Below are 22,387 nucleotides of genomic sequence, written 5' to 3'. Positions count from 1 at the left end.
TAGCTTTTTATATAAGGTTGCATTATTTTAATAAAGCCCCTTTTACTGTTTCAATACTTATTTGATAGTGAGAATCATGGTAAATCACAGATTTATTTTTTATAAGTAAAATTTGTGGAGATTGATGATGAACTCCAAACTTATCAGAAATTTCATTTGATAACTCTCTGTATTTTAGAATATCCAAAAAATATAGCGTTAAATCCGTTTTTGCTATATCAAAACCTCTTTCAAAGTTCTTAAGAGCCATTCTACTAACACCACATCTGGTACTATGCTTAAATATTAAAGCAGGTTTTGTAGTTGACTTTAAAATAATTTCTTCTATTTGACTTTTTTCAGTTAATAATACCCATTGTACTTCTACTGAATTTTTATTTTCCTCACTTCCTTTAAGAAAATTGCTAAATAACCCCATTTATATTATTTTTCTTTTAGCCAAAATTAATCCATAACTACCAAAATAAAGACAAAATGTCGTTAAACTCATAAAATAAAGACAGAATGACAAGAATAATTTAATTTTGTATCTTGGAATATTCTTTGAAGTGTCAAATATAAACACAAAAAAATTAAATATTATGAACTTAAATAAATTTACTATAAAATCACAAGAAGCCATACAACAAGCACAACAAATTGCGCAAAGTAATGAGCATCAACAAATAGAAAATTCACATATTTTAAAAGGAATTTTTGAAGTAGATGAAAATGTAATTCCATTTATTTTAAATAAACTAGGAGTAAATATAGAGCTGTTAAAAAGTTTGATAGACAAAACAATTGAAAGCTATGCAAAAGTTACTGGAGGAGACATTATGCTTTCAAGAAATGCCTCAAAAATGTTAAATATAGCTGAGACTGAAGCTAAAAAAATGAAAGATGAATATGTATCTATTGAGCATTTAATATTGGCAATTCTAAAAACCAAGGATACTACATCTCAAATTTTAAAAGATCAAGGAGTTTCTGAAAAAGATTTAATAACTGCTATTCAAGAATTGAGAAAAGGTAGTAAAGTAACTTCTCAAAGTGCAGAAGAAACCTACAACTCATTAAACAAATATGCTAAAAACCTTAATCAATTAGCTAAAGAAGGAAAATTAGATCCAGTAATTGGACGAGATGAAGAAATAAGAAGAATTTTACAAATTTTATCACGAAGAACCAAAAACAATCCAATGTTAGTTGGTGAGCCTGGAACTGGAAAAACAGCTATTGCAGAAGGCTTAGCTCATAGAATTGTAAAAGGTGATATCCCTGAAAATTTAAAAGATAAGCAAATTTACTCTTTAGATATGGGAGCTCTTATTGCAGGAGCTAAATATAAAGGCGAGTTTGAAGAAAGATTAAAATCCGTTATCAAAGAAGTAACTTCTGCTAATGGAGAAATTATTTTATTTATTGACGAAATACACACATTGGTTGGTGCTGGTGGCGGGCAAGGAGCAATGGATGCCGCAAATATTTTAAAACCTGCATTGGCAAGAGGTGAACTAAGAGCAATTGGAGCTACAACGCTTGATGAATATCAAAAATATTTTGAGAAAGATAAAGCCTTAGAGCGTCGTTTTCAAAGAGTTCAAGTGGATGAGCCTGATACTGAAAGTGCTATATCAATCTTAAGAGGTATTAAAGATAAATATGAAAATCATCATAAAGTACAAATTAAAGATGATGCTATAATCGCTGCTGTAGAATTTTCTCAACGCTATATTACAAATCGTTTTTTACCTGATAAAGCAATTGATTTAATGGATGAAGCTGCTGCAAAAATTAGAATGGAAATAAATTCAAAACCTGAAGAATTAGATGTTTTGGATAGAAAAATTATGCAGTTAGAAATAGAAATTGAAGCTATTAAACGTGAAAAAGATGAAAAGAAATTAGATTTCCTTAAAAAAGAGGTCGCTAATTTAAAAGAAGAACGTAATGAAATTAATGCGAAATGGAAAAGTGAAAAAGAAGTAATTGAAAATATACAGGCTTCTAAAGAAGCAATAGAAAATTATAAACTTGAAGCCGAACGTGCCGAACGTGAAGGGGATTATGGAAAAGTGGCTGAGATTAGATATGGGAAAGTAAAACAAGAGCAAGAACGCTTAGATGAACTTCAACAACAATTAATTCAAAATCAAGATTCAGCTTTAATTAAAGAAGAGGTTACACGTGATGATATTGCCGAAGTTGTGGCAAAATGGACAGGAATACCTGTAAGCAAAATGCTACAAAGTGATCGTGAAAAATTATTACACCTTGAGGAAGAATTACATGAAAGAGTTGTTGGCCAAAATGAAGCTATCCAAGCAGTAGCTGACGCCGTTAGACGTTCAAGAGCTGGATTACAAGATGAGAAAAGACCTATTGGAACATTTCTGTTTTTAGGAACTACAGGAGTAGGTAAAACCGAACTTGCAAAAGCATTAGCCGAATATTTATTTGATAATGAAAATTCATTAACCAGAATTGATATGAGTGAGTATCAAGAACGGCATGCTGTAAGTAGGTTAGTTGGTGCTCCTCCAGGATATGTTGGTTATGATGAAGGAGGACAACTTACCGAGGCTGTACGTAGAAAACCATATTCTGTTATTTTACTCGATGAAATTGAGAAAGCACATCCTGACACATTTAATATTTTATTGCAAGTTTTAGATGAAGGAAGATTAACAGACAATAAAGGAAGAGTGGCAGATTTTAAGAATACAATTATTATTATGACTTCGAATATGGGGGCAGGTATTATTCAAGAAAAATTTGAAAATATTGACATGTCTAAACGTGCATTAATAACTAAAGAAACCAAAATAGAGGTTGTTAATTTATTAAAACAATCAATTAGACCTGAATTTTTAAACAGAATAGACGAAATAATAATGTTTACACCTCTAAATAAAGGAGAAATAGGTGAAATTGTTAAATTGCAATTAAATAACTTAATTAAAATACTAATTAAAAAAGATATACACCTCAGTTATACTGATGAAGCTGTTAATGAACTTATTGAAAAAGGATTTGACCCTCAATTTGGTGCAAGACCCGTTAAAAGAGTGATTCAAAGAGATATATTAAATGAATTATCTAAAGAAATTTTAGCTGGTAAAATAACAGCATCAAGTACAATTTTAATTGATGCCTTTGACGGAAAAATAGTATTTAGAAATAAGTAAAATATATTGATTAATGAGAACTCCTTTTAGAGAAATCTAAAAGGAGTTTTTTTTTGTTAAGCAACTGACAGTCAGTAGCCAAAATGACATAAATAATGAAAAATTGACAGTGTTTCTATTTTGGTATTTATTTTGTAAATACACTTAATGTAAAAAGAAATTTAAATTAGATGTTTAACTTAAAAATTGAAAGATATGTTAGTAAAAAGCAACGGTATTCCTGTAATGCCATCTATTTTTGATGATTTTTTTAGAGATTGGTCTTTATCAAATTTTTCTAATACCAACACTACTTTACCTGCTGTTAACATCAAAGAAAATGATGATGAATTTAAAGTTGAAGTAGCAGTTCCTGGTATGGATAAAAAAGATTTTAAAATTAATTTAGAAAATAACATCCTAACAATTTCATCAGAAAAAGAAATAGAAAACGAAGAAAAAAATGATAAATATACTCGTAAAGAATATAGTTATCAATCATTTGAAAGAAGTTTTAATTTGCCAAAAAACGTTGTAAATAGCGAAAAAATTACTGCCAGCTACAAAAATGGCGAATTAATTATTACTGTACCAAAGCGAGAAGAAGCTAAACCTGTACCTGCTAAATTAATTGAAATTAAATAACTTGGAAGAGGCTGTCTAAAAAGTGTCATTCTGAATGTAAATGAAGAATCTCCTTGAGGTTAAACACTTACATATCAAGATGTTGATATTTTTAACTTTGTTCAAAATGACAAGTATAATTGCTTTTCAGACAGCCTCTTCTTTATTTTAAATTTAAACCTTTAGTTATGAAAAAAATTAGTTTATTATTAATGCTTCTGCTTACTATTTCTAGTTGTAATGCTCAAACCAACACTGATAAAAATAAGGGAAATAATGAAGCCGTTAAACCAAAAACAAACATTGTTGTTCATAAAGAGTATGATGAAAATGGAAATTTAATTCGTGTAGATTCTTCTTATACGTATGTGTATTCTACCCTTAAAAATGACAGTTTGTTACAAAAAAAATTATTTGATAATTTAAAATTAGATTTAAATAATAACTCTCAAAATATTGATTCAATATTATTTAATAATTTTTTTAATGACGACTTATTTAAAATGAATGATTTTTATACAGATCATTTTTTTAATGATAATTTTAAGCTTCAAGAAAAACAACTTAAGCAGTATCTTAAAAGGCTAGATTCTATTAAAAATCAATTTTATAAAAATAGTTTTAAGTAACTTATAATTTTATTTATCATCATAAAACTCCTTATAATTGAAGGAGTTTTTTTATATTTCACCAAAATACTAAAATTTATATATGAAATATTATTTCTTCTTATTACTAATTATAATAAACTTATCAGCCGCTAAATCTCAAGAAAAAAAAGGTGAAGTCACTACTTATTACCTAATAAGACATGCAGAAAAAGATAGAACCAATAATTTAAATAAAGACCCTAATCTAACTGAAAAGGGAAGAAAAAGGGCGAAAAAGTGGAGTGTGGTTTTTAAAAATATTCCTTTTGATTTAATTTATTCAACAAATTACAACAGAACTAAACAAACAGCTAAACCAACGGCTAACTGTAAAAATTTAGAAATTCAATACTATAACCCAAAAAATTTATACAATGAAAAATTTAAATTAAAAACAACGGGAAAAACAGTTTTAGTAGTTGGGCATAGTAATACAACACCACAATTTGTAAATAAAATAATAGAAGAAGAAAAATATGCTAATATAGATGATTCAAACAATTCAAATCTATATATTGTTACTATTATAAATGGACAGAAAACAACCATTTTATTGAAAATTGAATAATAAAAAAAGCCACTTAAGAAAGTGACTTTTTAAAATTTATCTAAATAATTTTATCTTAAAATTTCATTCCAATACCAAATCCAATAATTAATGGATTGATATCTACATCAGCACCTACTGTAGCTCCTAAAGCAGTTGTTGCATCTACTGTAACATTGGTTGATAATAAAATGTATTTTACATCTAAATTTAAAAACCATTTTTCATTTAAATCATAATCAAATCCACCTTGAAATGCAAATCCAACGGAGTTGTCATAAGTAACATCATCTGCGGTTGGTCCTTCGTTAGCACTATAAAATATAGTGTAATTTAAACCCGCGCCTAAATAAGGCCTAACCACCTCTGTATCAAAGTGATATTGTAATGTTAATGTTGGTGGCAACAACCAAACATCACCTAGTTCAATATCCCCTACTGAGGTTGCTACTGCTTTTACATCATGATTTGTTGTTCCCAAAATTAATTCAGCCGCCCAATTTTTGTTAAAAAAATAGGTAAAGTCTAATTCTGGAACTACAGCTGTAGAAATTTCAACATCTCCTCCAATAGTTTCAATCGTGGCGCTTTCATATGGAATAACTGTGATTACCCTAAGCCTAACTTGCCATTTTTTAAAATTATCACTATTCTCTTGTGCAGTCATGCTAATTGAAATTGTTGCTACTGCAATAAAACTTAAAAGTAATTTTTTCATATTTATAGTTTATTAGTTTTACAAAAATATTATATTTTATGTTAAAATATTATGATAAAAATCATATTAAAAGACCTTTAAATCCTATATAAATTCATTATAAATTATAGTACATTTGTAGCATGCAGAAGAAAATTAATATACAAAATAAAAAAGCCCGTTTTGAATATGAAATACTTGATAGGTATACGGCAGGAATTCAACTTACAGGTACTGAAATTAAATCAATTAGAGAAAGTAAGGCACGTATTACAGAGAGTTTTTGTGAATTTAATGAACAAGGAGAATTATTTGTTATAAATATGTTTATTGAAGAATATTTATACGGACACTCATACAACCATAAGCCTAAAAGTGAACGAAAACTTTTATTAAACAAAGGAGAACTTAAAAAATTACAGAAAGAAGTTCAAAATGTTGGATTAACAATTATTCCATTAAGATTATTTTTAACCGAAAAAGGCTGGGCTAAATTAGATATTGCACTATGTAAAGGTAAAAAGAATTATGATAAACGAGAAGCCATTAAAGATCGTGAAAGCAAAATTAGCTTAGATAGAATTAAAAAGAACTTTAATTAACACTAATGAAGTTTATAGCCTTTTTAAAATTAATACGTTGGAAAAACTTACTATTAATACTATACACATTACTTTTAATAAGATTTTTGGTCTTTAATTCTTTTAATATTTCTCTAAACCTTTCTCCAATTCAATTTATTGTTTTAATTATTTCAGTATTATTAATTACTGCTGCTGGATATATTATTAATGATATTTACGACATAAAAACAGATTTAATTAATAAGCCTTCTAAAGTTATTATTACAAAATACTTTTCAGTTGAACAAGCAAAGCAATTCTATTTAATTTTAAATACCTGCGGAATTATTTTAGGTGTCGCTTTATCTTTAAATATAGAAAAACCAACATATTCACTAATTTTTATTGGAGCTTCACTACTACTCTACTACTATGCTAAAAAGTTAAAATCAAAACCGTTAATAGGTAATATTGTTGTCTCTTTTTTAGTTGCATGTAGCTTTTTAATTTTAGTTGTATTTGATGTTAACAAAACCATTCAAAGTAATGAACAACAATTAGTTACAAACGCTATTTTAATACTATCTCTTTTTGCTTTTTTCTTAAATACAATAAGAGAAATTATTAAAGATATTGAAGATGTAAAAGGAGATTACAACCTAAAAATGAATACATTACCTATTTTAATTGGTAAAAAAAGAGCTAAACAAACTGCATTAATTTTATGTATAATCCCTATTATAATATTATTATTTATAATTATAAATTATGCCTCAATATATAAATTCACAGTGTTGTATTTGTTACTTTTTACTTTCATTCCTTTACTCTATATTGCATTAAAGTTGTTTTATGCAACCTCAATAAAAAATTATAAAAAAATTAGCATACTTCTAAAAATAATTATGTTTTTAGGAATCAATTCACTTCTGTTTTTTTCATTTAATACCTAAAAAATGATTTTTAATAAATTTAAAGATAAACACATTGTATTGGCTTCATCTTCACCTAGAAGACAAGAGTTATTTAAAAAATTGGGAATTGATTTTTCAATCAAAATAAAAGAAATTGAAGAAAATTACCCTTTGAACTTAAAAGAAGAAGAAATAACCAATTATTTAGCGATACTCAAAGCCGAAGCTTTCGAAGGTGAAATAAATAAAAATGAATTTGTAGTTACTTCTGATACAATTGTATGGTATAAAAACAGTGCTTTAGAAAAGCCTAAAAACAAAAAACAAGCAATTGAAATGTTGCAAAAATTATCGGGAACTCATCATAAAGTAATTACGTCGGTTTGCATTAAATCAACAGAAGTACAAAAAGTTTTTTTTGATACTACCATTGTTTATTTTAAACAATTAACCAGCGATGAAATTAGTTATTATGTTGAAAAATATAAACCTTTTGATAAAGCAGGTGCTTACGGAATACAAGAATGGATTGGTTTTATTGGTGTTACAAAAATTGAAGGGAGCTATTTTAATGTTATGGGATTACCTGTACATAAATTGTATGAAGAATTGCTAAAAATATAGTTTCGTATCATTAATATCCTTATTTTTGAAGGATTTTTAATAAATAATAAAGATGAAAAAATACACGTATACAGAAAAAAAAGATACCAGATCTGGTTTTGGAGCAGGATTAGCTGAGTTAGGAGATACAAACGAGAATGTTGTAGCGCTTTGTGCCGATTTAGTAGGTTCATTAAAAATGGAAAAATTTATTGAAAATCATCCTAAAAGATTTTTCCAAATTGGAATTGCTGAGGCTAATATGATGGGAATTGCTGCAGGTTTAACTATAGGAGGTAAAATTCCTTTCACAGGAACATTTGCAAATTTTTCAACTGGTAGAGTTTATGATCAAATTAGACAATCTATTGCTTATTCCAATAAAAATGTAAAAGTATGTGCATCACATGCAGGTTTAACATTAGGCGAAGATGGAGCAACTCACCAAATTTTAGAAGATATTGGCTTAATGAAAATGTTGCCGGGAATGACCGTTATTAATACCTGTGATTATAACCAAACTAAAGCAGCTACATTGGCAATTGCAGAACATGTTGGCCCTGTTTATTTACGTTTTGGCAGACCAAAAGTACCTGTGTTTATGCCTGAAAATGAAAAATTTGAAATTGGAAAAGCAATTCAACTAACTGAGGGTAATGACGTTACAATTATTGCTACGGGTCATTTAGTATGGGAAGCTTTACAAGCTTCAGAAAAATTAGAAGCTATGGGTGTTAGTGCTGAAGTAATTAATATACATACCATTAAACCGTTAGATGAAGAAGCAATACTAAAATCAATTGCTAAAACAAGTTGTATTGTAACAGCTGAAGAACACAATATTTTAGGAGGTTTAGGTGAAAGTGTTTCGCGTGTTTTAGCTAAAAACAATCCTGTGCCTCAAGAATTTGTTGCCGTAAATGACAGTTTTGGAGAGTCTGGAACCCCAGAACAACTCATGAAAAAATATGGCTTAACGGACAATGATATTGTTTTAGCAGCTAAAAAAGCAATCTCAAGAAAATAATGATATCATTATTGCGTTTAAAGAATATTGTAAACCCTAAATTTTAATCTTATGAACAAAAGAATTATTTTATTAACTGTTGTATTTTTATCAACGTTGTTTTATGCAAATGCACAAAGTGAATTTGGAATCAAAGGAGGTTTAAGCTATAACTCAAACGGTGAGTATAAAGAATTTACATCTGAAGTAACAAATATTTACAAAAATGAAGGTAAAGGAAAATCTGGTTTCAATATTGGATTTTATGGTAAATTAGACTTAGGGCCTATTTATTTACGTCCTGAATTGGTTTATACCAAAACAACAAGTGAGTATGTTTTAAATACAGGAAATACAGAAGATTATAAATTATCCAAATTAGATGTTCCTGTATTGGTTGGCTTAAAATTAATTGGCCCTTTAAATATATTTGCAGGCCCTGCATTCCAATACATCTTAAACAATGATTTAAAAGGGCTAGAGTTTCAGTCCATAAAAAATGATTTTACTGTTGGAGTAAATATTGGCGCCTCTATTGAATTGGGTAAATTAGGAATTGATGTTAGGTATGAAAGAGGATTAAGTAGTAATGAAGCCAGCTGGACAAATGCTGGTGATACTTTTACGTTAGATTCTAGACCTGAGCAAATTATTTTCAGCTTATCGTACCGTTTATCAAATAAAAAGAAATAACCTTCAAATTAATTTATAAAAAAAACCTTCTTTTTTGAGAAGGTTTTTTTTATAAATTAAAATTCGCTATTTAATTATCTGTATCTAAATAATCTGGTATACCATCGTTATCCGTATCATCATTTAAGGGATTTCCATCACCATTTGGATCTTCATCTCTCGTTAAAATACCATCGTTATCATCATCAATGTCTAAATAATCAGGAATCAAATCACCATCTGAGTCATCATTTTTAACATCACCATCTTGATCTATATCCTCTAAAATAGATAAAATACTATCATTATCATCATCAGACTGGTTAACATCTTCTAAAGTAATTTGAAAAACAAGTGGCGAGTTTGCAGGGATTACAATCTGACCAATATTACCATAAGCAAGACCTGAAGGAATAAACAAAATACCCTTGCCTGAATTTTCAAAATAAAAAGATTCATCTTCATTTACAATCTTATCTCCTCCTTTAAAATTTGTAAATCCATAACTCCAACCATCAATCACTTTTGTTAGAGACAACCAAGTTAATGATGATCTAGAATCAAAAACAGTACTGTCTAATAGCATACCAGTATATGTTGTTAGTACAGAATCTGCTCGTGAAGGAGAAACTGTAGCGCCTTCATTTTCTTTTAAGTAATATAATTTATATGAAATATCATTTTTAGTAATATTTTGAGTTTCAACTTGCCCCATCAGTGGTGTTTCATTATTTGTGATAGTCCAAATACCTCCATCAACATCATTTAAATAATGTGTTTGTAAATATTCAATTAAGGCTTCATCATCAAGTAAAGATTGTGCAGCTGCATCAAATACAACATCTGTTGAATCGTCTTTTTTACAAGAAAAAATTACAAAACCCAAAGCTAGTATAAAAAATAAATTTTTTAATTTCATTCAGTCTAATTTTTAGGTGCGCAAGATACTATTTTCTCTATCTTTGACAAAAGAGAAAGAGGAATTTTAACTTAATTATATGAGAATTGATAAATATTTATGGTGTGTACGTTATTACAAAACTAGAAATATTGCTACAGAAGCTTGCAGAAAGGGACATGTTAAAGTAAATGGTGAAAGTGTTAAGCCTTCAAAAGCAATATTCAATCAGGAAAAAATTACAATTAGAAAAAATCAAATTAATTATAAATTAGAAGTTCTAGATATTCCCACTAATCGTGTTGGAGCTAAACTTGTTGACTTATACAGAAAAGATATTACCCCTGCTGAAGAATTTGAAAAATTTGAACTGTTAAAATATTCTAAAGATTATTACAGAAAGAAAGGAGCAGGAAGACCTACTAAAAAAGATAGAAGAAATTTAGATGAATTACAAAATGAATAAAACAGCTTTAGATAGAAGTTATTGGGAAGACTTATACAATAGCAATAAAACAGGTTGGGATATTGGTTATATTTCACCCCCTATTAAAGAATATATTGACCAACTGAATACTATAAACTTGCAAATTTTAATTCCTGGAGCAGGCAATAGTTATGAAGCGGAATATTTGCATAAAAAAGGCTTCCAAAATGTAGATGTAATTGATATTGCAACACAACCGTTAAATAATTTTAAAAAGAGGGTTCCCTCCTTTCCTAAAACGAATCTAATCCAAAAAAATTTCTTCAATCATCAAAAAAAATATGATTTAATTATAGAGCAAACTTTTTTTTCTTCTTTACACCCTACTCATAGAGAAAAATATGTACATAAAACACATGATTTACTATCGCATAACGGAAAATTAATTGGCTTATTTTTTGATGTTGAATTTTCTAAAGAAGGACCTCCTTATGGTGGCAGTTTAAAAAAATATTCGCAACTATTTTCACCTTTTTTTACTATAAAAACACTTGACAAATGTTATAATTCTATTAAACCGAGATTTGGTAGAGAATTGTTTTTTATCTTTGAAAAAAAATAATTTTAAAATGAACGGTTCTATTATTCTAACAAACGAGCAAATTCAAAATAAAACTAGGAGAATAGCATATCAAATTTATGAAAATAATTATAATGAAAATGAAATTATAATTGCTGGAATAAATGGGAATGGATACGTATTTGCGCAAAAAATAACAACTATTTTAAAAACAATATCTAAATTAAAAGTAACTTTATGTGAGGTTATAATTGATAAAAAAAATCCTTTAAAAAAAATAACAACAAGTATAGATACTGATAATTATAAAAATAAATCATTAATTTTGGTTGATGATGTACTAAACTCTGGGACTACTTTAATATATGGAATTAAACATTTTTTAGAAGTTCCATTAAAACAATTTAACACAGCTGTATTAATTAATAGAAATCATAAAAAATATCCTGTGAAAGCAGATTTTAAAGGTCTTTCATTATCAACTTCAATGGGAGAGCATGTTTCAGTAGTATTTGAAAATAAAAATTCATATGCCTTTTTAGAGTAGCCGCTTAATTTCATTTACAATCTCAAAAATATTTTTTTTATCTACCAATATAGTGTGTTTAGCTTTTTCATAAAAAGCAACTCTCTCAAATAAGTGTTTTGCTATATATTCTTTCAAGTTTTCTTTATCAATAGAGGCAACCAATGGTCTTTGAGATTTATTACTTTGAAGTCGCTCAAAAATTGTTTGAATGGAGGCTTTTAAATAAAATGAAATTGAATTTGTTTCAATTAGCTTCATATTTCTACCATAACAAGGCGTTCCTCCACCTACAGAAAGTACAATATCTTTTTTTAAATTAAGTAATTCTAGTAAATAGTCACCTTCTATTTTTCTAAAGTAAATCTCACCTTTCTTTTCAAAAATAGTAGCAATAGATAATTGTTCTTTTTCTTCAATATATGCATCTAAATCCATAAACTGAATTTTTAATTTGTTTGCTAAAACACTACCTATGGCAGATTTTCCACTTGCCATATATCCTAATAAAACAATTTTCATAATTACTTTTTACGTATTTCAAATTAGAAAACAAATATCGTTTAAAAAACAACATAAAAAAACTTGTTTTCTTAAGTTTAGATAGTATATTTGCACTCGCAATTGCTAAAGGAGAATTGACCTGGTAGCTCAGTTGGTAGAGCACCTCCCTTTTAAGGAGGTGGTCCTGGGTTCGAGCCCCAGCCAGGTCACATTTGGAATAAAAATTTTATGAGCGAAAAGTTTATGTTGAGCGTAGCCAAAGTAAGCCCAAGCCTATTCGCATTAAAAGTTGAGCTACTAGCTTAACTTTTTTATTTAAATTCACATCTAATAAAGCACATATGGCGGAATTGGTAGACGCGCCAGCTTGAGGGGCTGGTGAACAATAGTTCGTGCAGGTTCGACTCCTGTTATGTGCACTTCTTTTTTAAGTGTAGAGAATATACTTTTTAAATTGTTAATACTAAAATAAAAAAATACTGCCTCTTTTGTATTTCTTTAACAATTTTTTCCTTTTTAATTAGTATCATTGCATATGCATAAATACACACTATATATAGCCTTTTTTTTAATAACACTTAAAGGGTTTTCACAAGAATCTAACGTTATTAAACCTATTGACACTATTGGATTAACTGCTTCATTAAGAGGACAAGTTGTTAATAATAGTAACCAAAAACCCTTAATTGGCGCCAATTTATTTAATTTAAATTCTGTAATTGGAACCGTAACTGATGACAATGGATATTTTGAAATTGAAACAAAAGCTAATGATACTCTTTATATTTCTTATTTAGGTTTCCAATCTATTAAGTTAAAAATAACAAATGATTTACTAAGAAATGAGCTTGTTATTGAATTGAATGAAAAAACAGAGCAGTTAAAAGAGGTAGTTGTTAAATCACATAAACTTATTGGTGTTTTAGAAATTGACGCCAAAAATGTACCAAAAGATAAATATTCTAGAATTCATATTGTTGGCTTACGCCAAACATACGAAGTAGGCTCAAGAAGTAGAAAAAATTACACCTCTCCTATTGATGCCTTATTTCGTCCTATAGATTTTGTGTACAATTTATTTGGTAAAAAACCGAAGCAGCTCAAAAAATTAAAAAAACTTAGAAGCACTGATAATTTGCGAGAAATGCTAGAAGGTAAATTTAATAGAGAAATTATGATGGAGTATTTAGATATGGATGCCCAAGAATTAAATGATTTATTAAATGAATGTAATTATTCAGATTACTTTATTAAGTCTGCAAGCGATTTACAGTTAATTGAAGCTGTACTATTATGTTATGAAAATTACAAAGCTATAAAAAAGGGAAGTACCATAAAAAAAATTGATAAACAATAAGAATACTTTTAATCTTATTTATAACTACTTATTTATTTTAAATGATGAGTCCCTAACTATTAAATTCGTTTTTATAACAACTGTTTTATTAGAAATATTATTTTCATTGTTAATTTCATTAATGAGGTATTTCATAGCTACAGACCCAATTTTATTACCTGGTTGATCAATAGTAGTTAATTTAGGCTCTATAATAATTGAATTTAGAGAATTGCTAAATCCAACAACAGCAATTTCTTCTGGGATGTTAATTTTATTTTTTTTCAATGCTTTTATGACCCCAATAGCTGCTCCATCGGTAATAGCAAAAACGGCATCAGGTTTATGTTGTAGACTTATTAAAATATTTGCAAGTCTTTTTGCCTGATGAATTGAAATGTCTTCCGAGCTTAAAATAATAGTATCATCAATTTCTAAATTATATGTTCTTAAAGCTCTTAAATAACCCAAATATCTTTTTTCAGAAGTAAAAGAACTTTCTGTCTCTTTAATAATTGCAATACGTTTTTTTCCTGTATTTATTAAATGTTCAACAGCTCTAAATGCTGCATCTTCATCATCTATAACAACCTGAGTGCAAGGCACTTTAGTAGATACTTTATCTACCAAAACTAGCGGTACTTGCTCAAGTATATTTAGAATAGTATCTACATTTTTAGTCTCCCTTGCTAAAGATAATAAGATTCCATCAACGCCAAATTGGTTCATTGTTTGCAGCATTTCAGTTTGCTTTGTAATATTGTTAACAGATTCTGATATAATTACTTTATACCCATGAATTTCTGCCTCTTCTAAAACACCTTTAAGCAAAGTTGAGGTAAAGTAATGCGAAATATTTGGGACAATAACCCCTATTATATTTGTTTTATGTGTTCTAAAACCTCTAGCAAATAAATTTGGTACATAGTTAAATTTAGACGCAAATGCCTTAATTTTCTCCTTCGTTTTTATACTAATGTCTGGATGATCATTTAATGCTCTTGAAACAGTAGAAATTGAGAACCCTAAATCTTGAGCAATTTTTTTTAGTGTAATTAAATTTTTCTTTGGCATTTTATAAATTTTTGGTTTATGAGTACAAACTTAACCTTATAATTTTAAATTGCAAACGTTACCGCAAACGTTTGCGTAGATATTTGACTAAATTTGATGCAAAATTAACTAGTTTATGTTTTCATTTACAGAATAATTAATAGAATACTAATTTTTAACTATTTATACTTATGAAAAAAATTATACTAGGACTTTTATTATTAATAAGTTCTTTTGCTTATTCTCAAACAACAGTTAAAGGGACTGTTGTTGATAAATCTGGAAGTCCAATACCTGGGGTAAATATTATTATTAGTGGTACTGATGTTGGAACTACTACTGATTTTGACGGAAACTATGAAATAACAACTCAATTAACGGGTGAACATGAATTAAAAGCTTTATTTATGGGATACTTTTCTCAAACTAAAACTATTAATTTTTCTGGAATTGTAACAGTTGATTTTATCTTAAATGAAAGTGTTGAAAGCCTCGAAGATGTTGTTTTAACAGCTACATCTACTAGAAGATCCCAAAAACAATCTCCTTTATCAATTACTTCTATCAAACAAAAAGATATTATTAAATTATCTGCAAATAGCCAAGCAGACATCATTAGAAGTGTACCTGGTATAACTGCTGAAGGTGGTGGTGGTGAAACTGCAACAAATGTTTTTGTTAGAGGGTTACCTTCTGGTGGTCAGTATGTTTTTAACCCTTTACAATATGATGGAATGCCATTAATGAGTACTTTTGGCTTAAACTCTTCTGCACACGATGTATACGCTAGACCTGATGTTGGTTTTAAAGGTGTAGAATTTGTAAGAGGTGGTGCTGCAGTATTATATGGTGCAGGTTCAGTAGCTGGTATTATAAATTATACAAGTAAAACAGGTGATTCTAATCCTGAAAATCTTGTTAACGTAGAGTGGGCTAACGAAGGAAGAATTAAAACTGATTTTTATACTGGTGGCCAATTAGGTGGTGAAGATTCTAACACATACTATGCCTTAACAGGGTTTATGAGATATGATGAAGGACCAATTAACACGGGATTACCAACAAAAGGTGTTCAGTTAAGAGCTAACATTAAAAAGAAATTTGATAATGGGTCTTTTACAATTCACGGACAATTTATAAATGATAACGCTCAGTTCTTTATGCCATTACCATTAGAAGGAGGTAGTAGATCTCGTTTAGCAGGTAATGACGGAGAAGATGTATATCAATTATTACCTTCTCAATTAGCTAACGTTTCTTTTAATACACCTGGTGGTATTTATAAAAGTCCTATCGCTGATGGAGTTTCAACACAAGGCGGATATTTAATGGCAGATTTTAATTACAGGTTTGATAATAATTTAAAATTTAAATCAAAAATTAAATACGCAAATTACAAACACAGCTTTGCATTATACATTGGAGGAAACGGTGCTCAAGGCAACCCAATTTCCTTAAATGATTATGTAAATGGTTTAGATGCTGGTAATTTAGGTTACTCTGCTACATACCAAGGTTCTTCTGAACAAATTAGTGGTTCAGATTTAGTAATTGACAATTTACATATTGATAGACTACGCCCTATGACAGATTACTCAGGTGAAGCTTCTTTAATAAAAAGAGTTGAAACAGATAATGGATCTCATAATATTACAGTAGGTACTTTTATATCACGTACGGAAGCTGAAGATATTAACTATCAATTTAGAGTGTTATCTGAATTTAACAATAACCCACAAATAGTAAATCTTAGTTATACTAATGCTAGCGGTAACAATGTTATTTATTCACAACAAGGTATTTATAACAGAATAGGAATGACATCTAACAAGTATTTATCTCAAAACAAATCTGCTTTTTATGCTACAGATGAAATGATTTTTGATAAATGGCGTTTTGATGTAGGGTTTAGAATTGAAAATACAAAAGGTACTTTTAGCAATGGTAGTATAGTTGAATCTACAGTTTATAATGATGCTAACATTACATCAGCATTAAGTAATGTAAAATATGCAGATGGAGGCTTTACTATTGCAGATGTTAATGCAACAGATTGGGCCTTATCTTTAGCAGGTTTATATGAATTATCTGATGTAGTAAACTTATATGCAAACTTTTCAAAAGGATTTTTCTTTCCACAACTTAGAGGGTTTACTCCAATTGCAACAGGTGTTACTGGTAGTAAATATGATTCAGAAAAAATTATTCAATTTGAAGCAGGTACTAAAATTGGTAATGATAAATTAACCGGTTCTTTAGCCATGTATTATGTTAGTTTAAAAGATAGAATTAAAATAACTCAAGCAATTGTAAACGGTTCTTTAGTTGATCAAACTAGGTCTGAGCAAAATACAGCTACTTTTGGCCTAGAAGCTACTTGGGATTATAAACTTACTGAAGTTTTAAACTTTAGAGGTTCAGCAACTTATCAAAACCATGAAATTACCAAAAATATAAATGAAGATTTAGTGAATGGCGGTACAACAATTGCTGATGAAGGAAATAAGTTAGCAAGACAGCCTAATATTTTAGGGAGCTTAGGTTTATATTATGACAATAGCAAGTTTGATACAATGCTATCAATGAACTATACGGGCAAAAAATTTGCTGCAGATAATAACAATATAGAATTAGAAGCTATTAGTATACTAAGATTAGGTGCTGGTTATTCCATGAATTTAGGTGAAAATGATGAGACTTTAAGACTTGGGTTTTCAGTCTTTAATGCACTTGATAGTGATGCTGTTACAGAAGGAGATCCAAGAGCTGTAGGGCAGGTAGAAGAAGAGTTTTTCTTTGGAAGACCTATTTTACCTCGTAGAGTATTCTTAACTGCAACATTTAATTTTTAATATTTGTTAATTAATGACTAGGGTACATTAATGAGGTAACTTATTAATGTATCCTTTTTTTAAAATCACCTCAATGACATCTAGCCTAGTAAATACCGCTCAAAATATTTTGAACTCTAACTTCCAAGAAAAAAAAGGATTTACATTGCCATGCAAAGGTTTGTATCCATTTCAATGGTATTGGGATTCTGGATTTATAGCTATTGGATATGCTCATTATGACATAAATAAAGCAAAAAGTGAAATAGAAACACTTTTAAATGCTCAATGGAATAACGGATTTATTCCACACATAATTTTCCATAATGAAAGTAATTCTTATTTCCCAGGGCCCGATTTTCATATGGCAGAATTACATCTAGATGCTTCAACAGAATATAAGTCGACAGGAATGACTCAACCTCCTGTTACAGGTTTTGTTCTTGAAAAAATATATCAGATTGCAAAAGATAAAATAGATATTTTGGATTTTATAAAAAAAAATATCGATAAAGTTTATGATAATCACACCTACTTTTATAAGAATAGAGATATAAATAATGAAGGACTTGTTTATATTTATCACAACTGGGAATCTGGAACAGATAACTCCCCTGTTTGGGATGATATATGGAAAACAATGAACTCACCTGATTACGATTTTGAAAGAAGGGACACTTCACATGTAGATCCTTCTGAAAGACCTACAAAAAAAGAATACAATTACTATCTACACATTATTGATATTGCTAAAGAAAACAATTACGATGATGCAAAAATTGCTGAATTATCTCCTTTTTTAGTGCAAGACCCCTTGTTTAATGCAGTACTTATAAAATCTAATAATGCATTAATTAATTTGTACAAAATTATTGGTAATAATGAAGATAAAATAACGCAACTTCTAAAATGGACAAACAAAGGTGTTAAATCATTTAACACCAAATTATATGATGATGAATTAGGAGCTTATGTTCATTACGATTTAAGAAATGAAAAACCTATTCGTTTAGTAAGTTCATCTTCTTTTGTACCTATATTTGCAAACATACCAAGTAAGCAAAGAGCAGCTCAACTTATTTCTACAATGATTACAAAATTTGGAGGAGAAGACATGTATTTATGTGCTTCATTTGATCCAACAAATGAGCGCTATAACCCGAAAAAATATTGGAGAGGCCCTGTTTGGATTAATTTAAATTGGATGCTATATTATGGATTACTTGATTATGGATATAATGAAATTGCACAAAGAATAAAGTCAGACAGTATAGAATTAGTTGATAAAGTTGGTTTTTATGAATATTTTGACGCTAGAAAATCAGTTTATAATACAGAAAGTAAAGGATGTGGAGGAAATAATTTTTCATGGAGTGCAGCTTTATTTTTAGATTTAATTAATAATTAATAAACACATAAAATCTGTAATATGAATTGGTTAGATTATTTAGTTGTTATCGTTTATTCCGTAGGCTTTTTAGGATTGGGTTATTTTTTCAAAGAAAATAAAAATGCTAAAGACTATTTTTTGGGTGGTCAAGATATGGGTTGGTTTCCATTAAGTTTATCAACAATGGCTACACAATTATCTGCAATTAGCTTTATTTCTGCTCCCGCTTTTGTTGGGTTGGCACAAAATGGCGGAATGAAATGGTTGACTTTTGAATTCGCTGTTCCATTGGCTATGATTGGAATAATGCTAATTATTATCCCACCACTCTACCGTGCAAATATTATTAGTATTTATGAATTTGTTGAAAGACGTTTTTCAACTTCAACCCGTATTATTTTAAGTGTTGTTTTTCAAATTAGTAGATCTTTGGCAACTGGTGTAATGGTGTACACTATTGCAATGATATTGCAAGCTGTATTAAATATAAACTTTCATTGGACCATTTTAATTATAAGTGTTATTACTTTAATATATTCCTACCAAGGAGGAATGAAAGCTGTTGTTTGGGGAGATGCTATACAAATGATTATTTTATTTACAGGCTTAATTATTTGTTTAATTTACGGATGGAACTTATTACAAGATAATGGTAATTTTACTGGTTTTGACCCACAAAGATTAAATGTTATCGAATTTTCAAATTACGGATTTGATGGTGGTGAATTTGGTTTTTGGCCAATGGTTTTGGGTGGCTTATTTTTATATATTTCATACTACGGAACTGATCAAACACAGGCACAACGGTTAATGTCTGCTAAAAATGAAGGAACAATTAAAAAATTATTATTAGCAAATGGATTGTTACGTTTTCCTATTGTACTGGTATACAGCTTAATGGGATTGATTATTGGTGCTTTAGTACTATTAACACCTGATTTTCTTACCGAAATTACTGATATGACACGATTACATTATCCTGAGCAATTTCTTACAAATGGCATTAAAGCAGATTTAATGATTCCTGTTTTTATAACCAAATATTTACCACATGGGTTAATAGGGATTTTAATAGTTGGTATTTTATCTGCAGCAATGTCTTCGTTAAGTTCAACTATTAACTCTTTGGGTGCTGTTAGTATCGAGGATTTTTTTAATAGGGGTTCAAAAAAATTAAGTGAAGCTAACTATATGAAATATTCCAAATTATCAGTAATTTTTTGGGGTATTGTATGTATTGCCGCAGCATATTTATTTGGAGGAACTCAAGGAACTGTAATTGAACTTATTAATATCATTTCATCTCAATTTTATGGGCCAATTTTAGCAACATTTGTATTGGCTATTTTAGTGAAAAGAGTAAACCATATAGGTATGAATGTAGGTATTGTTGGTGGTGTTGTTATTAACCTTTTAATCAAATTCAATTTTGAAAACATCTTTTGGATATGGTTTAATCTTACAGGTTTTGTAATTACTATAGTGCTTGCTTTATTATTTAGCGAAATTTACAAATCAAAAACCAAAGAAAGTTTCACTATTAATTTCATAATAAAGCGAGAAGATGTGTTATCAAAAGAAGTTTTAATTTTACTTATATTCTTTATTGTCATCTTAATATTTAGTCTCTATTTACCAACAATTTTAGGGTATATTTAATCTCAAATCTAATTATTAATACTATTAATCTGTATTTATAACAATCTGTTTTATCAATATTTATGACAAAACCTTTAAATAAAGCAACTATAATTAACTCCCTAAAAGACCTTTACGGAGATCGTTCTAATTGGGTTTACAAGCATATAGAACAATTAATTGAAAAATATAGGACAAAAATTAATGCGACAAATAATCCTTTAAATGAAAAGGACGTGATTCTAATTACCTATGGAGATAATGTACAAAAACAAGGTCAAACTCATTTGCAAACATTAAAACAGTTTGTGGATGAATTTTGTTTACCTGAAATTAATACTACACACATTTTACCATTTTTTCCATACACATCAGATGATGGATTTTCTGTTACAGATTATTTTGAAGTAGATTCAAATTTAGGGAGTTGGAATGATATTTCAAACCTATCTAATCGTAGTAATTTAATGTTTGATGCAGTAGTAAATCACATGTCTAAATCTTCACAATGGTTCAAATCATTTTTAGCCGAAGATAGTGAATATAAAGATTTTTTTTTAGCTGTTACCCCAAATGAAAACCTATCTATGGTAGTTCGTCCTAGAGCTTTACCGCTATTAACACCTTTTAAAAATACACATGGAGTTGAAAAGCATATATGGACTACTTTTAGTGAAGATCAGGTAGATTTAAATTATGCAGCACCCGAAGTTTTTATTGCAGTTTTAGATGTTTTGTTATTCTATGCTTCAAAAAATGCAAAATTTATACGATTGGATGCTATTGCTTTTTTATGGAAAAAAATTGGAACATCTTGTATTCATTTAACTGAAACTCATACAATTATTAAATTGTATAAACAGATAATTAAGACATTAACAAACAACGTTTTTCTTATTACAGAAACTAACGTTCCGCATAAAGAAAATATTTCCTATTTTGGAAATGGACAAGATGAAGCTGATTTGGTATATAATTTTACCTTAGCTCCTTTATTAGTTTATTCAATTATAAAAGGAAATACAAAAGTACTTTCTAAATGGGCAAACTCATTAGAACTTCCAAGTAATAAAGTGTGTTTTTTCAATTTCACCGCCAGTCATGATGGTATAGGTATGCGACCGCTTCAAAATATTATTTCTAGTGAAGAAATAAATGAATTAGCACATCATGCTGAAAAACGTGGCGGACAAGTTGGGTACAAAAACAACGAAGACGGTACCCAATCTCCTTATGAATTGAATTGCAACTATATGGATTTATTGAGTACCGAAAGTGATAATGAAGAAACCATTATACGCAAAATGTTACTTACACAAGCTGTTATGCTTGCAATGCCTGGTGTGCCAGGTATTTATTTTCATTCGTTAGTTGGCTCCCGTAATTATTATAAAGGCGTTGAAGAATCGGGTATTAAAAGAAGAATAAACAGAGAAAAACTTATTTTTGAAGAAATTTCTAAAGAACTTAAAATTTTTGGAGGCTTAAGAAATAAAGTTTACACTTCTTATAAAAAACTCTTAAAGGTTAGAACCAATGAAAAGGCCTTTAATCCGTTTGGTAAAGCGGAATACTTTAATCTTGAAAACCATAAAATATTTGTCATAAAAAGACAGTTCAATAAAGAAATTATTTACACAGTTTTTAACTTTAGCAATACATTGATTAAAATAAATGCTTTAGCAAAAAATGCAGTTGATTTATTAAATAATGAAGAGTTAGTAGAAAATACTTGGAAAATTGAGCCACACAATTATGCTTGGTTTAAAGAAAAATAAC

General features: G+C 28.8%; 22 protein-coding genes and 2 tRNA genes. 19 read left to right on the top strand and 5 right to left on the bottom strand.

What is annotated here, in order from left to right:
* Positions 1-22: 22 nt before the first annotated feature.
* Entirely contained in the window at positions 23-418 is a 396-nt protein-coding gene (gene ytxJ, locus Lupro_RS01850) for a bacillithiol system redox-active protein YtxJ (RefSeq protein ID WP_068205788.1), read from the bottom strand.
* A gap of 163 nt (positions 419-581) precedes the next feature.
* Between ytxJ and clpB the strand changes: the two genes are divergently transcribed.
* The 4 genes from clpB (at position 582) to Lupro_RS01830 (ending at position 4,991) form a co-directional block, all read left to right on the top strand.
* Positions 582-3,170 (top strand): ATP-dependent chaperone ClpB, encoded by a 2,589-nt coding sequence (gene clpB, locus Lupro_RS01845; RefSeq protein ID WP_068211342.1) that lies wholly within the window; start codon positions 582-584, stop codon positions 3,168-3,170.
* A 195-nt stretch (positions 3,171-3,365) separates the two neighbouring features.
* Positions 3,366-3,794, top strand: coding sequence for an Hsp20/alpha crystallin family protein (locus tag Lupro_RS01840; protein ID WP_068205787.1), 429 nt, complete (start codon positions 3,366-3,368; stop codon positions 3,792-3,794).
* 167 nt (positions 3,795-3,961) lie between these two features.
* Positions 3,962-4,402: a hypothetical protein gene (locus tag Lupro_RS01835; RefSeq protein ID WP_068205786.1), complete on the top strand. Its 441-nt coding sequence runs from the start codon at positions 3,962-3,964 to the stop codon at positions 4,400-4,402.
* Positions 4,403-4,484: 82 nt separating this feature from the next.
* Entirely contained in the window at positions 4,485-4,991 is a 507-nt protein-coding gene (locus Lupro_RS01830; RefSeq protein WP_068205785.1) for a SixA phosphatase family protein, read from the top strand.
* A 55-nt stretch (positions 4,992-5,046) separates the two neighbouring features.
* Here the strand turns inward: Lupro_RS01830 and Lupro_RS01825 are convergent, their stop codons facing one another.
* On the bottom strand, positions 5,047-5,688 hold the full coding sequence (locus tag Lupro_RS01825; RefSeq protein ID WP_068205784.1) for an OmpW/AlkL family protein: 642 nt from the start codon (positions 5,686-5,688) through the stop codon (positions 5,047-5,049).
* Positions 5,689-5,810: 122 nt separating this feature from the next.
* Between Lupro_RS01825 and smpB the strand changes: the two genes are divergently transcribed.
* From smpB to Lupro_RS01800, 5 genes are read left to right on the top strand one after another with little or no spacing between them, the layout of a single operon-like run.
* Positions 5,811-6,269: an SsrA-binding protein SmpB gene (gene smpB / locus Lupro_RS01820; protein ID WP_068205783.1), complete on the top strand. Its 459-nt coding sequence runs from the start codon at positions 5,811-5,813 to the stop codon at positions 6,267-6,269.
* Between the two features lie 5 nt (positions 6,270-6,274).
* Positions 6,275-7,183, top strand: a complete 909-nt coding sequence (locus Lupro_RS01815; RefSeq protein ID WP_068205782.1) for a geranylgeranylglycerol-phosphate geranylgeranyltransferase — start codon at positions 6,275-6,277, stop codon at positions 7,181-7,183.
* A gap of 3 nt (positions 7,184-7,186) precedes the next feature.
* Positions 7,187-7,768, top strand: coding sequence for a Maf family nucleotide pyrophosphatase (locus Lupro_RS01810; protein ID WP_068205781.1), 582 nt, complete (start codon positions 7,187-7,189; stop codon positions 7,766-7,768).
* 52 nt (positions 7,769-7,820) lie between these two features.
* Positions 7,821-8,774, top strand: a complete 954-nt coding sequence (locus tag Lupro_RS01805; RefSeq protein WP_068205780.1) for a transketolase family protein — start codon at positions 7,821-7,823, stop codon at positions 8,772-8,774.
* 51 nt (positions 8,775-8,825) lie between these two features.
* Positions 8,826-9,446 carry an outer membrane beta-barrel protein gene (locus tag Lupro_RS01800; protein WP_068205779.1) on the top strand — a complete coding sequence of 207 codons (621 nt, stop codon included), beginning with the start codon at positions 8,826-8,828 and terminating at the stop codon, positions 9,444-9,446.
* Positions 9,447-9,516: 70 nt separating this feature from the next.
* On the opposite strand, the gene Lupro_RS01795 is transcribed toward Lupro_RS01800, so the two are convergent.
* Positions 9,517-10,344 carry an FKBP-type peptidyl-prolyl cis-trans isomerase gene (locus tag Lupro_RS01795; protein ID WP_068205778.1) on the bottom strand — a complete coding sequence of 276 codons (828 nt, stop codon included), beginning with the start codon at positions 10,342-10,344 and terminating at the stop codon, positions 9,517-9,519.
* Between the two features lie 79 nt (positions 10,345-10,423).
* On the opposite strand from Lupro_RS01795, the gene Lupro_RS01790 reads away from it, so the two are divergent.
* From Lupro_RS01790 to Lupro_RS01780, 3 genes are read left to right on the top strand one after another with little or no spacing between them, the layout of a single operon-like run.
* Complete coding sequence (locus tag Lupro_RS01790) at positions 10,424-10,789, top strand: RNA-binding S4 domain-containing protein (protein ID WP_068205777.1); 366 nt, start codon at positions 10,424-10,426, stop codon at positions 10,787-10,789.
* Positions 10,782-11,372 (top strand): class I SAM-dependent methyltransferase, encoded by a 591-nt coding sequence (locus tag Lupro_RS01785; protein ID WP_068205776.1) that lies wholly within the window; start codon positions 10,782-10,784, stop codon positions 11,370-11,372. The genes Lupro_RS01790 and Lupro_RS01785 overlap by 8 nt, the downstream gene beginning before the upstream one ends.
* Positions 11,373-11,379: 7 nt before the next feature.
* Entirely contained in the window at positions 11,380-11,877 is a 498-nt protein-coding gene (locus Lupro_RS01780) for a phosphoribosyltransferase domain-containing protein (RefSeq protein WP_068211339.1), read from the top strand.
* On the opposite strand, the gene Lupro_RS01775 is transcribed toward Lupro_RS01780, so the two are convergent.
* Positions 11,869-12,378: a shikimate kinase gene (locus Lupro_RS01775; protein WP_068205775.1), complete on the bottom strand. Its 510-nt coding sequence runs from the start codon at positions 12,376-12,378 to the stop codon at positions 11,869-11,871. The genes Lupro_RS01780 and Lupro_RS01775 overlap by 9 nt on opposite strands.
* 118 nt (positions 12,379-12,496) lie before the next feature.
* On the opposite strand from Lupro_RS01775, the gene Lupro_RS01770 reads away from it, so the two are divergent.
* The 3 genes from Lupro_RS01770 (at position 12,497) to Lupro_RS01760 (ending at position 13,717) form a co-directional block, all read left to right on the top strand.
* Positions 12,497-12,569: transfer RNA gene (locus Lupro_RS01770), tRNA-Lys, on the top strand.
* A 126-nt stretch (positions 12,570-12,695) separates the two neighbouring features.
* Positions 12,696-12,779: transfer RNA gene (locus Lupro_RS01765), tRNA-Leu, on the top strand.
* 116 nt (positions 12,780-12,895) lie between these two features.
* Positions 12,896-13,717 (top strand): carboxypeptidase-like regulatory domain-containing protein, encoded by an 822-nt coding sequence (locus Lupro_RS01760; RefSeq protein ID WP_068205774.1) that lies wholly within the window; start codon positions 12,896-12,898, stop codon positions 13,715-13,717.
* Positions 13,718-13,741: 24 nt separating this feature from the next.
* Here the strand turns inward: Lupro_RS01760 and Lupro_RS01755 are convergent, their stop codons facing one another.
* Positions 13,742-14,770 (bottom strand): LacI family DNA-binding transcriptional regulator, encoded by a 1,029-nt coding sequence (locus Lupro_RS01755; RefSeq protein ID WP_068205773.1) that lies wholly within the window; start codon positions 14,768-14,770, stop codon positions 13,742-13,744.
* 170 nt (positions 14,771-14,940) lie between these two features.
* Between Lupro_RS01755 and Lupro_RS01750 the strand changes: the two genes are divergently transcribed.
* The 4 genes from Lupro_RS01750 (at position 14,941) to Lupro_RS01735 (ending at position 22,386) form a co-directional block, all read left to right on the top strand.
* Positions 14,941-17,601 carry a TonB-dependent receptor domain-containing protein gene (locus Lupro_RS01750; RefSeq protein WP_068205772.1) on the top strand — a complete coding sequence of 887 codons (2,661 nt, stop codon included), beginning with the start codon at positions 14,941-14,943 and terminating at the stop codon, positions 17,599-17,601.
* A 73-nt stretch (positions 17,602-17,674) separates the two neighbouring features.
* On the top strand, positions 17,675-18,988 hold the full coding sequence (locus tag Lupro_RS01745; protein ID WP_068205771.1) for an MGH1-like glycoside hydrolase domain-containing protein: 1,314 nt from the start codon (positions 17,675-17,677) through the stop codon (positions 18,986-18,988).
* A gap of 21 nt (positions 18,989-19,009) precedes the next feature.
* Positions 19,010-20,629 (top strand): sodium:solute symporter family transporter, encoded by a 1,620-nt coding sequence (locus Lupro_RS01740; RefSeq protein ID WP_068205770.1) that lies wholly within the window; start codon positions 19,010-19,012, stop codon positions 20,627-20,629.
* A gap of 62 nt (positions 20,630-20,691) precedes the next feature.
* A complete protein-coding gene (locus tag Lupro_RS01735) occupies positions 20,692-22,386 on the top strand; it encodes a sugar phosphorylase (protein ID WP_068205769.1) in 1,695 nt (564 codons plus the stop codon).
* Position 22,387 lies beyond the last annotated feature (1 nt).

This window comes from Lutibacter profundi, assembly GCF_001543325.1.
GTDB classification, from domain to species: Bacteria; Bacteroidota; Bacteroidia; order Flavobacteriales; family Flavobacteriaceae; genus Lutibacter; species Lutibacter profundi.
Note: the sequence above shows the minus strand (reverse complement) of the source record. Positions and strands in the feature narration are given on the sequence as shown.

Excerpts from the sequence above, each read along its gene's own strand:
- Lupro_RS01745 (WP_068205771.1), top strand. The coding sequence starts at position 17,675 with ATGACATCTAGCCTAGTAAATACCGCTCAAAATATTTTGAACTCTAAC.
- Lupro_RS01840 (WP_068205787.1), top strand. The coding sequence starts at position 3,366 with ATGTTAGTAAAAAGCAACGGTATTCCTGTAATGCCATCTATTTTTGAT.
- ytxJ (WP_068205788.1), bottom strand. The coding sequence starts at position 418 with ATGGGGTTATTTAGCAATTTTCTTAAAGGAAGTGAGGAAAATAAAAAT.
- Lupro_RS01740 (WP_068205770.1), top strand. The coding sequence starts at position 19,010 with ATGAATTGGTTAGATTATTTAGTTGTTATCGTTTATTCCGTAGGCTTT.
- clpB (WP_068211342.1), top strand. The coding sequence starts at position 582 with ATGAACTTAAATAAATTTACTATAAAATCACAAGAAGCCATACAACAA.
- Lupro_RS01760 (WP_068205774.1), top strand. The coding sequence starts at position 12,896 with ATGCATAAATACACACTATATATAGCCTTTTTTTTAATAACACTTAAA.
- Lupro_RS01755 (WP_068205773.1), bottom strand. The coding sequence starts at position 14,770 with ATGCCAAAGAAAAATTTAATTACACTAAAAAAAATTGCTCAAGATTTA.
- Lupro_RS01800 (WP_068205779.1), top strand. The coding sequence starts at position 8,826 with ATGAACAAAAGAATTATTTTATTAACTGTTGTATTTTTATCAACGTTG.
- Lupro_RS01750 (WP_068205772.1), top strand. The coding sequence starts at position 14,941 with ATGAAAAAAATTATACTAGGACTTTTATTATTAATAAGTTCTTTTGCT.
- Lupro_RS01775 (WP_068205775.1), bottom strand. The coding sequence starts at position 12,378 with ATGAAAATTGTTTTATTAGGATATATGGCAAGTGGAAAATCTGCCATA.
- Lupro_RS01815 (WP_068205782.1), top strand. The coding sequence starts at position 6,275 with ATGAAGTTTATAGCCTTTTTAAAATTAATACGTTGGAAAAACTTACTA.
- Lupro_RS01825 (WP_068205784.1), bottom strand. The coding sequence starts at position 5,688 with ATGAAAAAATTACTTTTAAGTTTTATTGCAGTAGCAACAATTTCAATT.
- Lupro_RS01785 (WP_068205776.1), top strand. The coding sequence starts at position 10,782 with ATGAATAAAACAGCTTTAGATAGAAGTTATTGGGAAGACTTATACAAT.
- smpB (WP_068205783.1), top strand. The coding sequence starts at position 5,811 with ATGCAGAAGAAAATTAATATACAAAATAAAAAAGCCCGTTTTGAATAT.
- Lupro_RS01795 (WP_068205778.1), bottom strand. The coding sequence starts at position 10,344 with ATGAAATTAAAAAATTTATTTTTTATACTAGCTTTGGGTTTTGTAATT.
- Lupro_RS01780 (WP_068211339.1), top strand. The coding sequence starts at position 11,380 with ATGAACGGTTCTATTATTCTAACAAACGAGCAAATTCAAAATAAAACT.
- Lupro_RS01805 (WP_068205780.1), top strand. The coding sequence starts at position 7,821 with ATGAAAAAATACACGTATACAGAAAAAAAAGATACCAGATCTGGTTTT.
- Lupro_RS01810 (WP_068205781.1), top strand. The coding sequence starts at position 7,187 with ATGATTTTTAATAAATTTAAAGATAAACACATTGTATTGGCTTCATCT.
- Lupro_RS01835 (WP_068205786.1), top strand. The coding sequence starts at position 3,962 with ATGAAAAAAATTAGTTTATTATTAATGCTTCTGCTTACTATTTCTAGT.
- Lupro_RS01790 (WP_068205777.1), top strand. The coding sequence starts at position 10,424 with ATGAGAATTGATAAATATTTATGGTGTGTACGTTATTACAAAACTAGA.
- Lupro_RS01830 (WP_068205785.1), top strand. The coding sequence starts at position 4,485 with ATGAAATATTATTTCTTCTTATTACTAATTATAATAAACTTATCAGCC.
- Lupro_RS01735 (WP_068205769.1), top strand. The coding sequence starts at position 20,692 with ATGACAAAACCTTTAAATAAAGCAACTATAATTAACTCCCTAAAAGAC.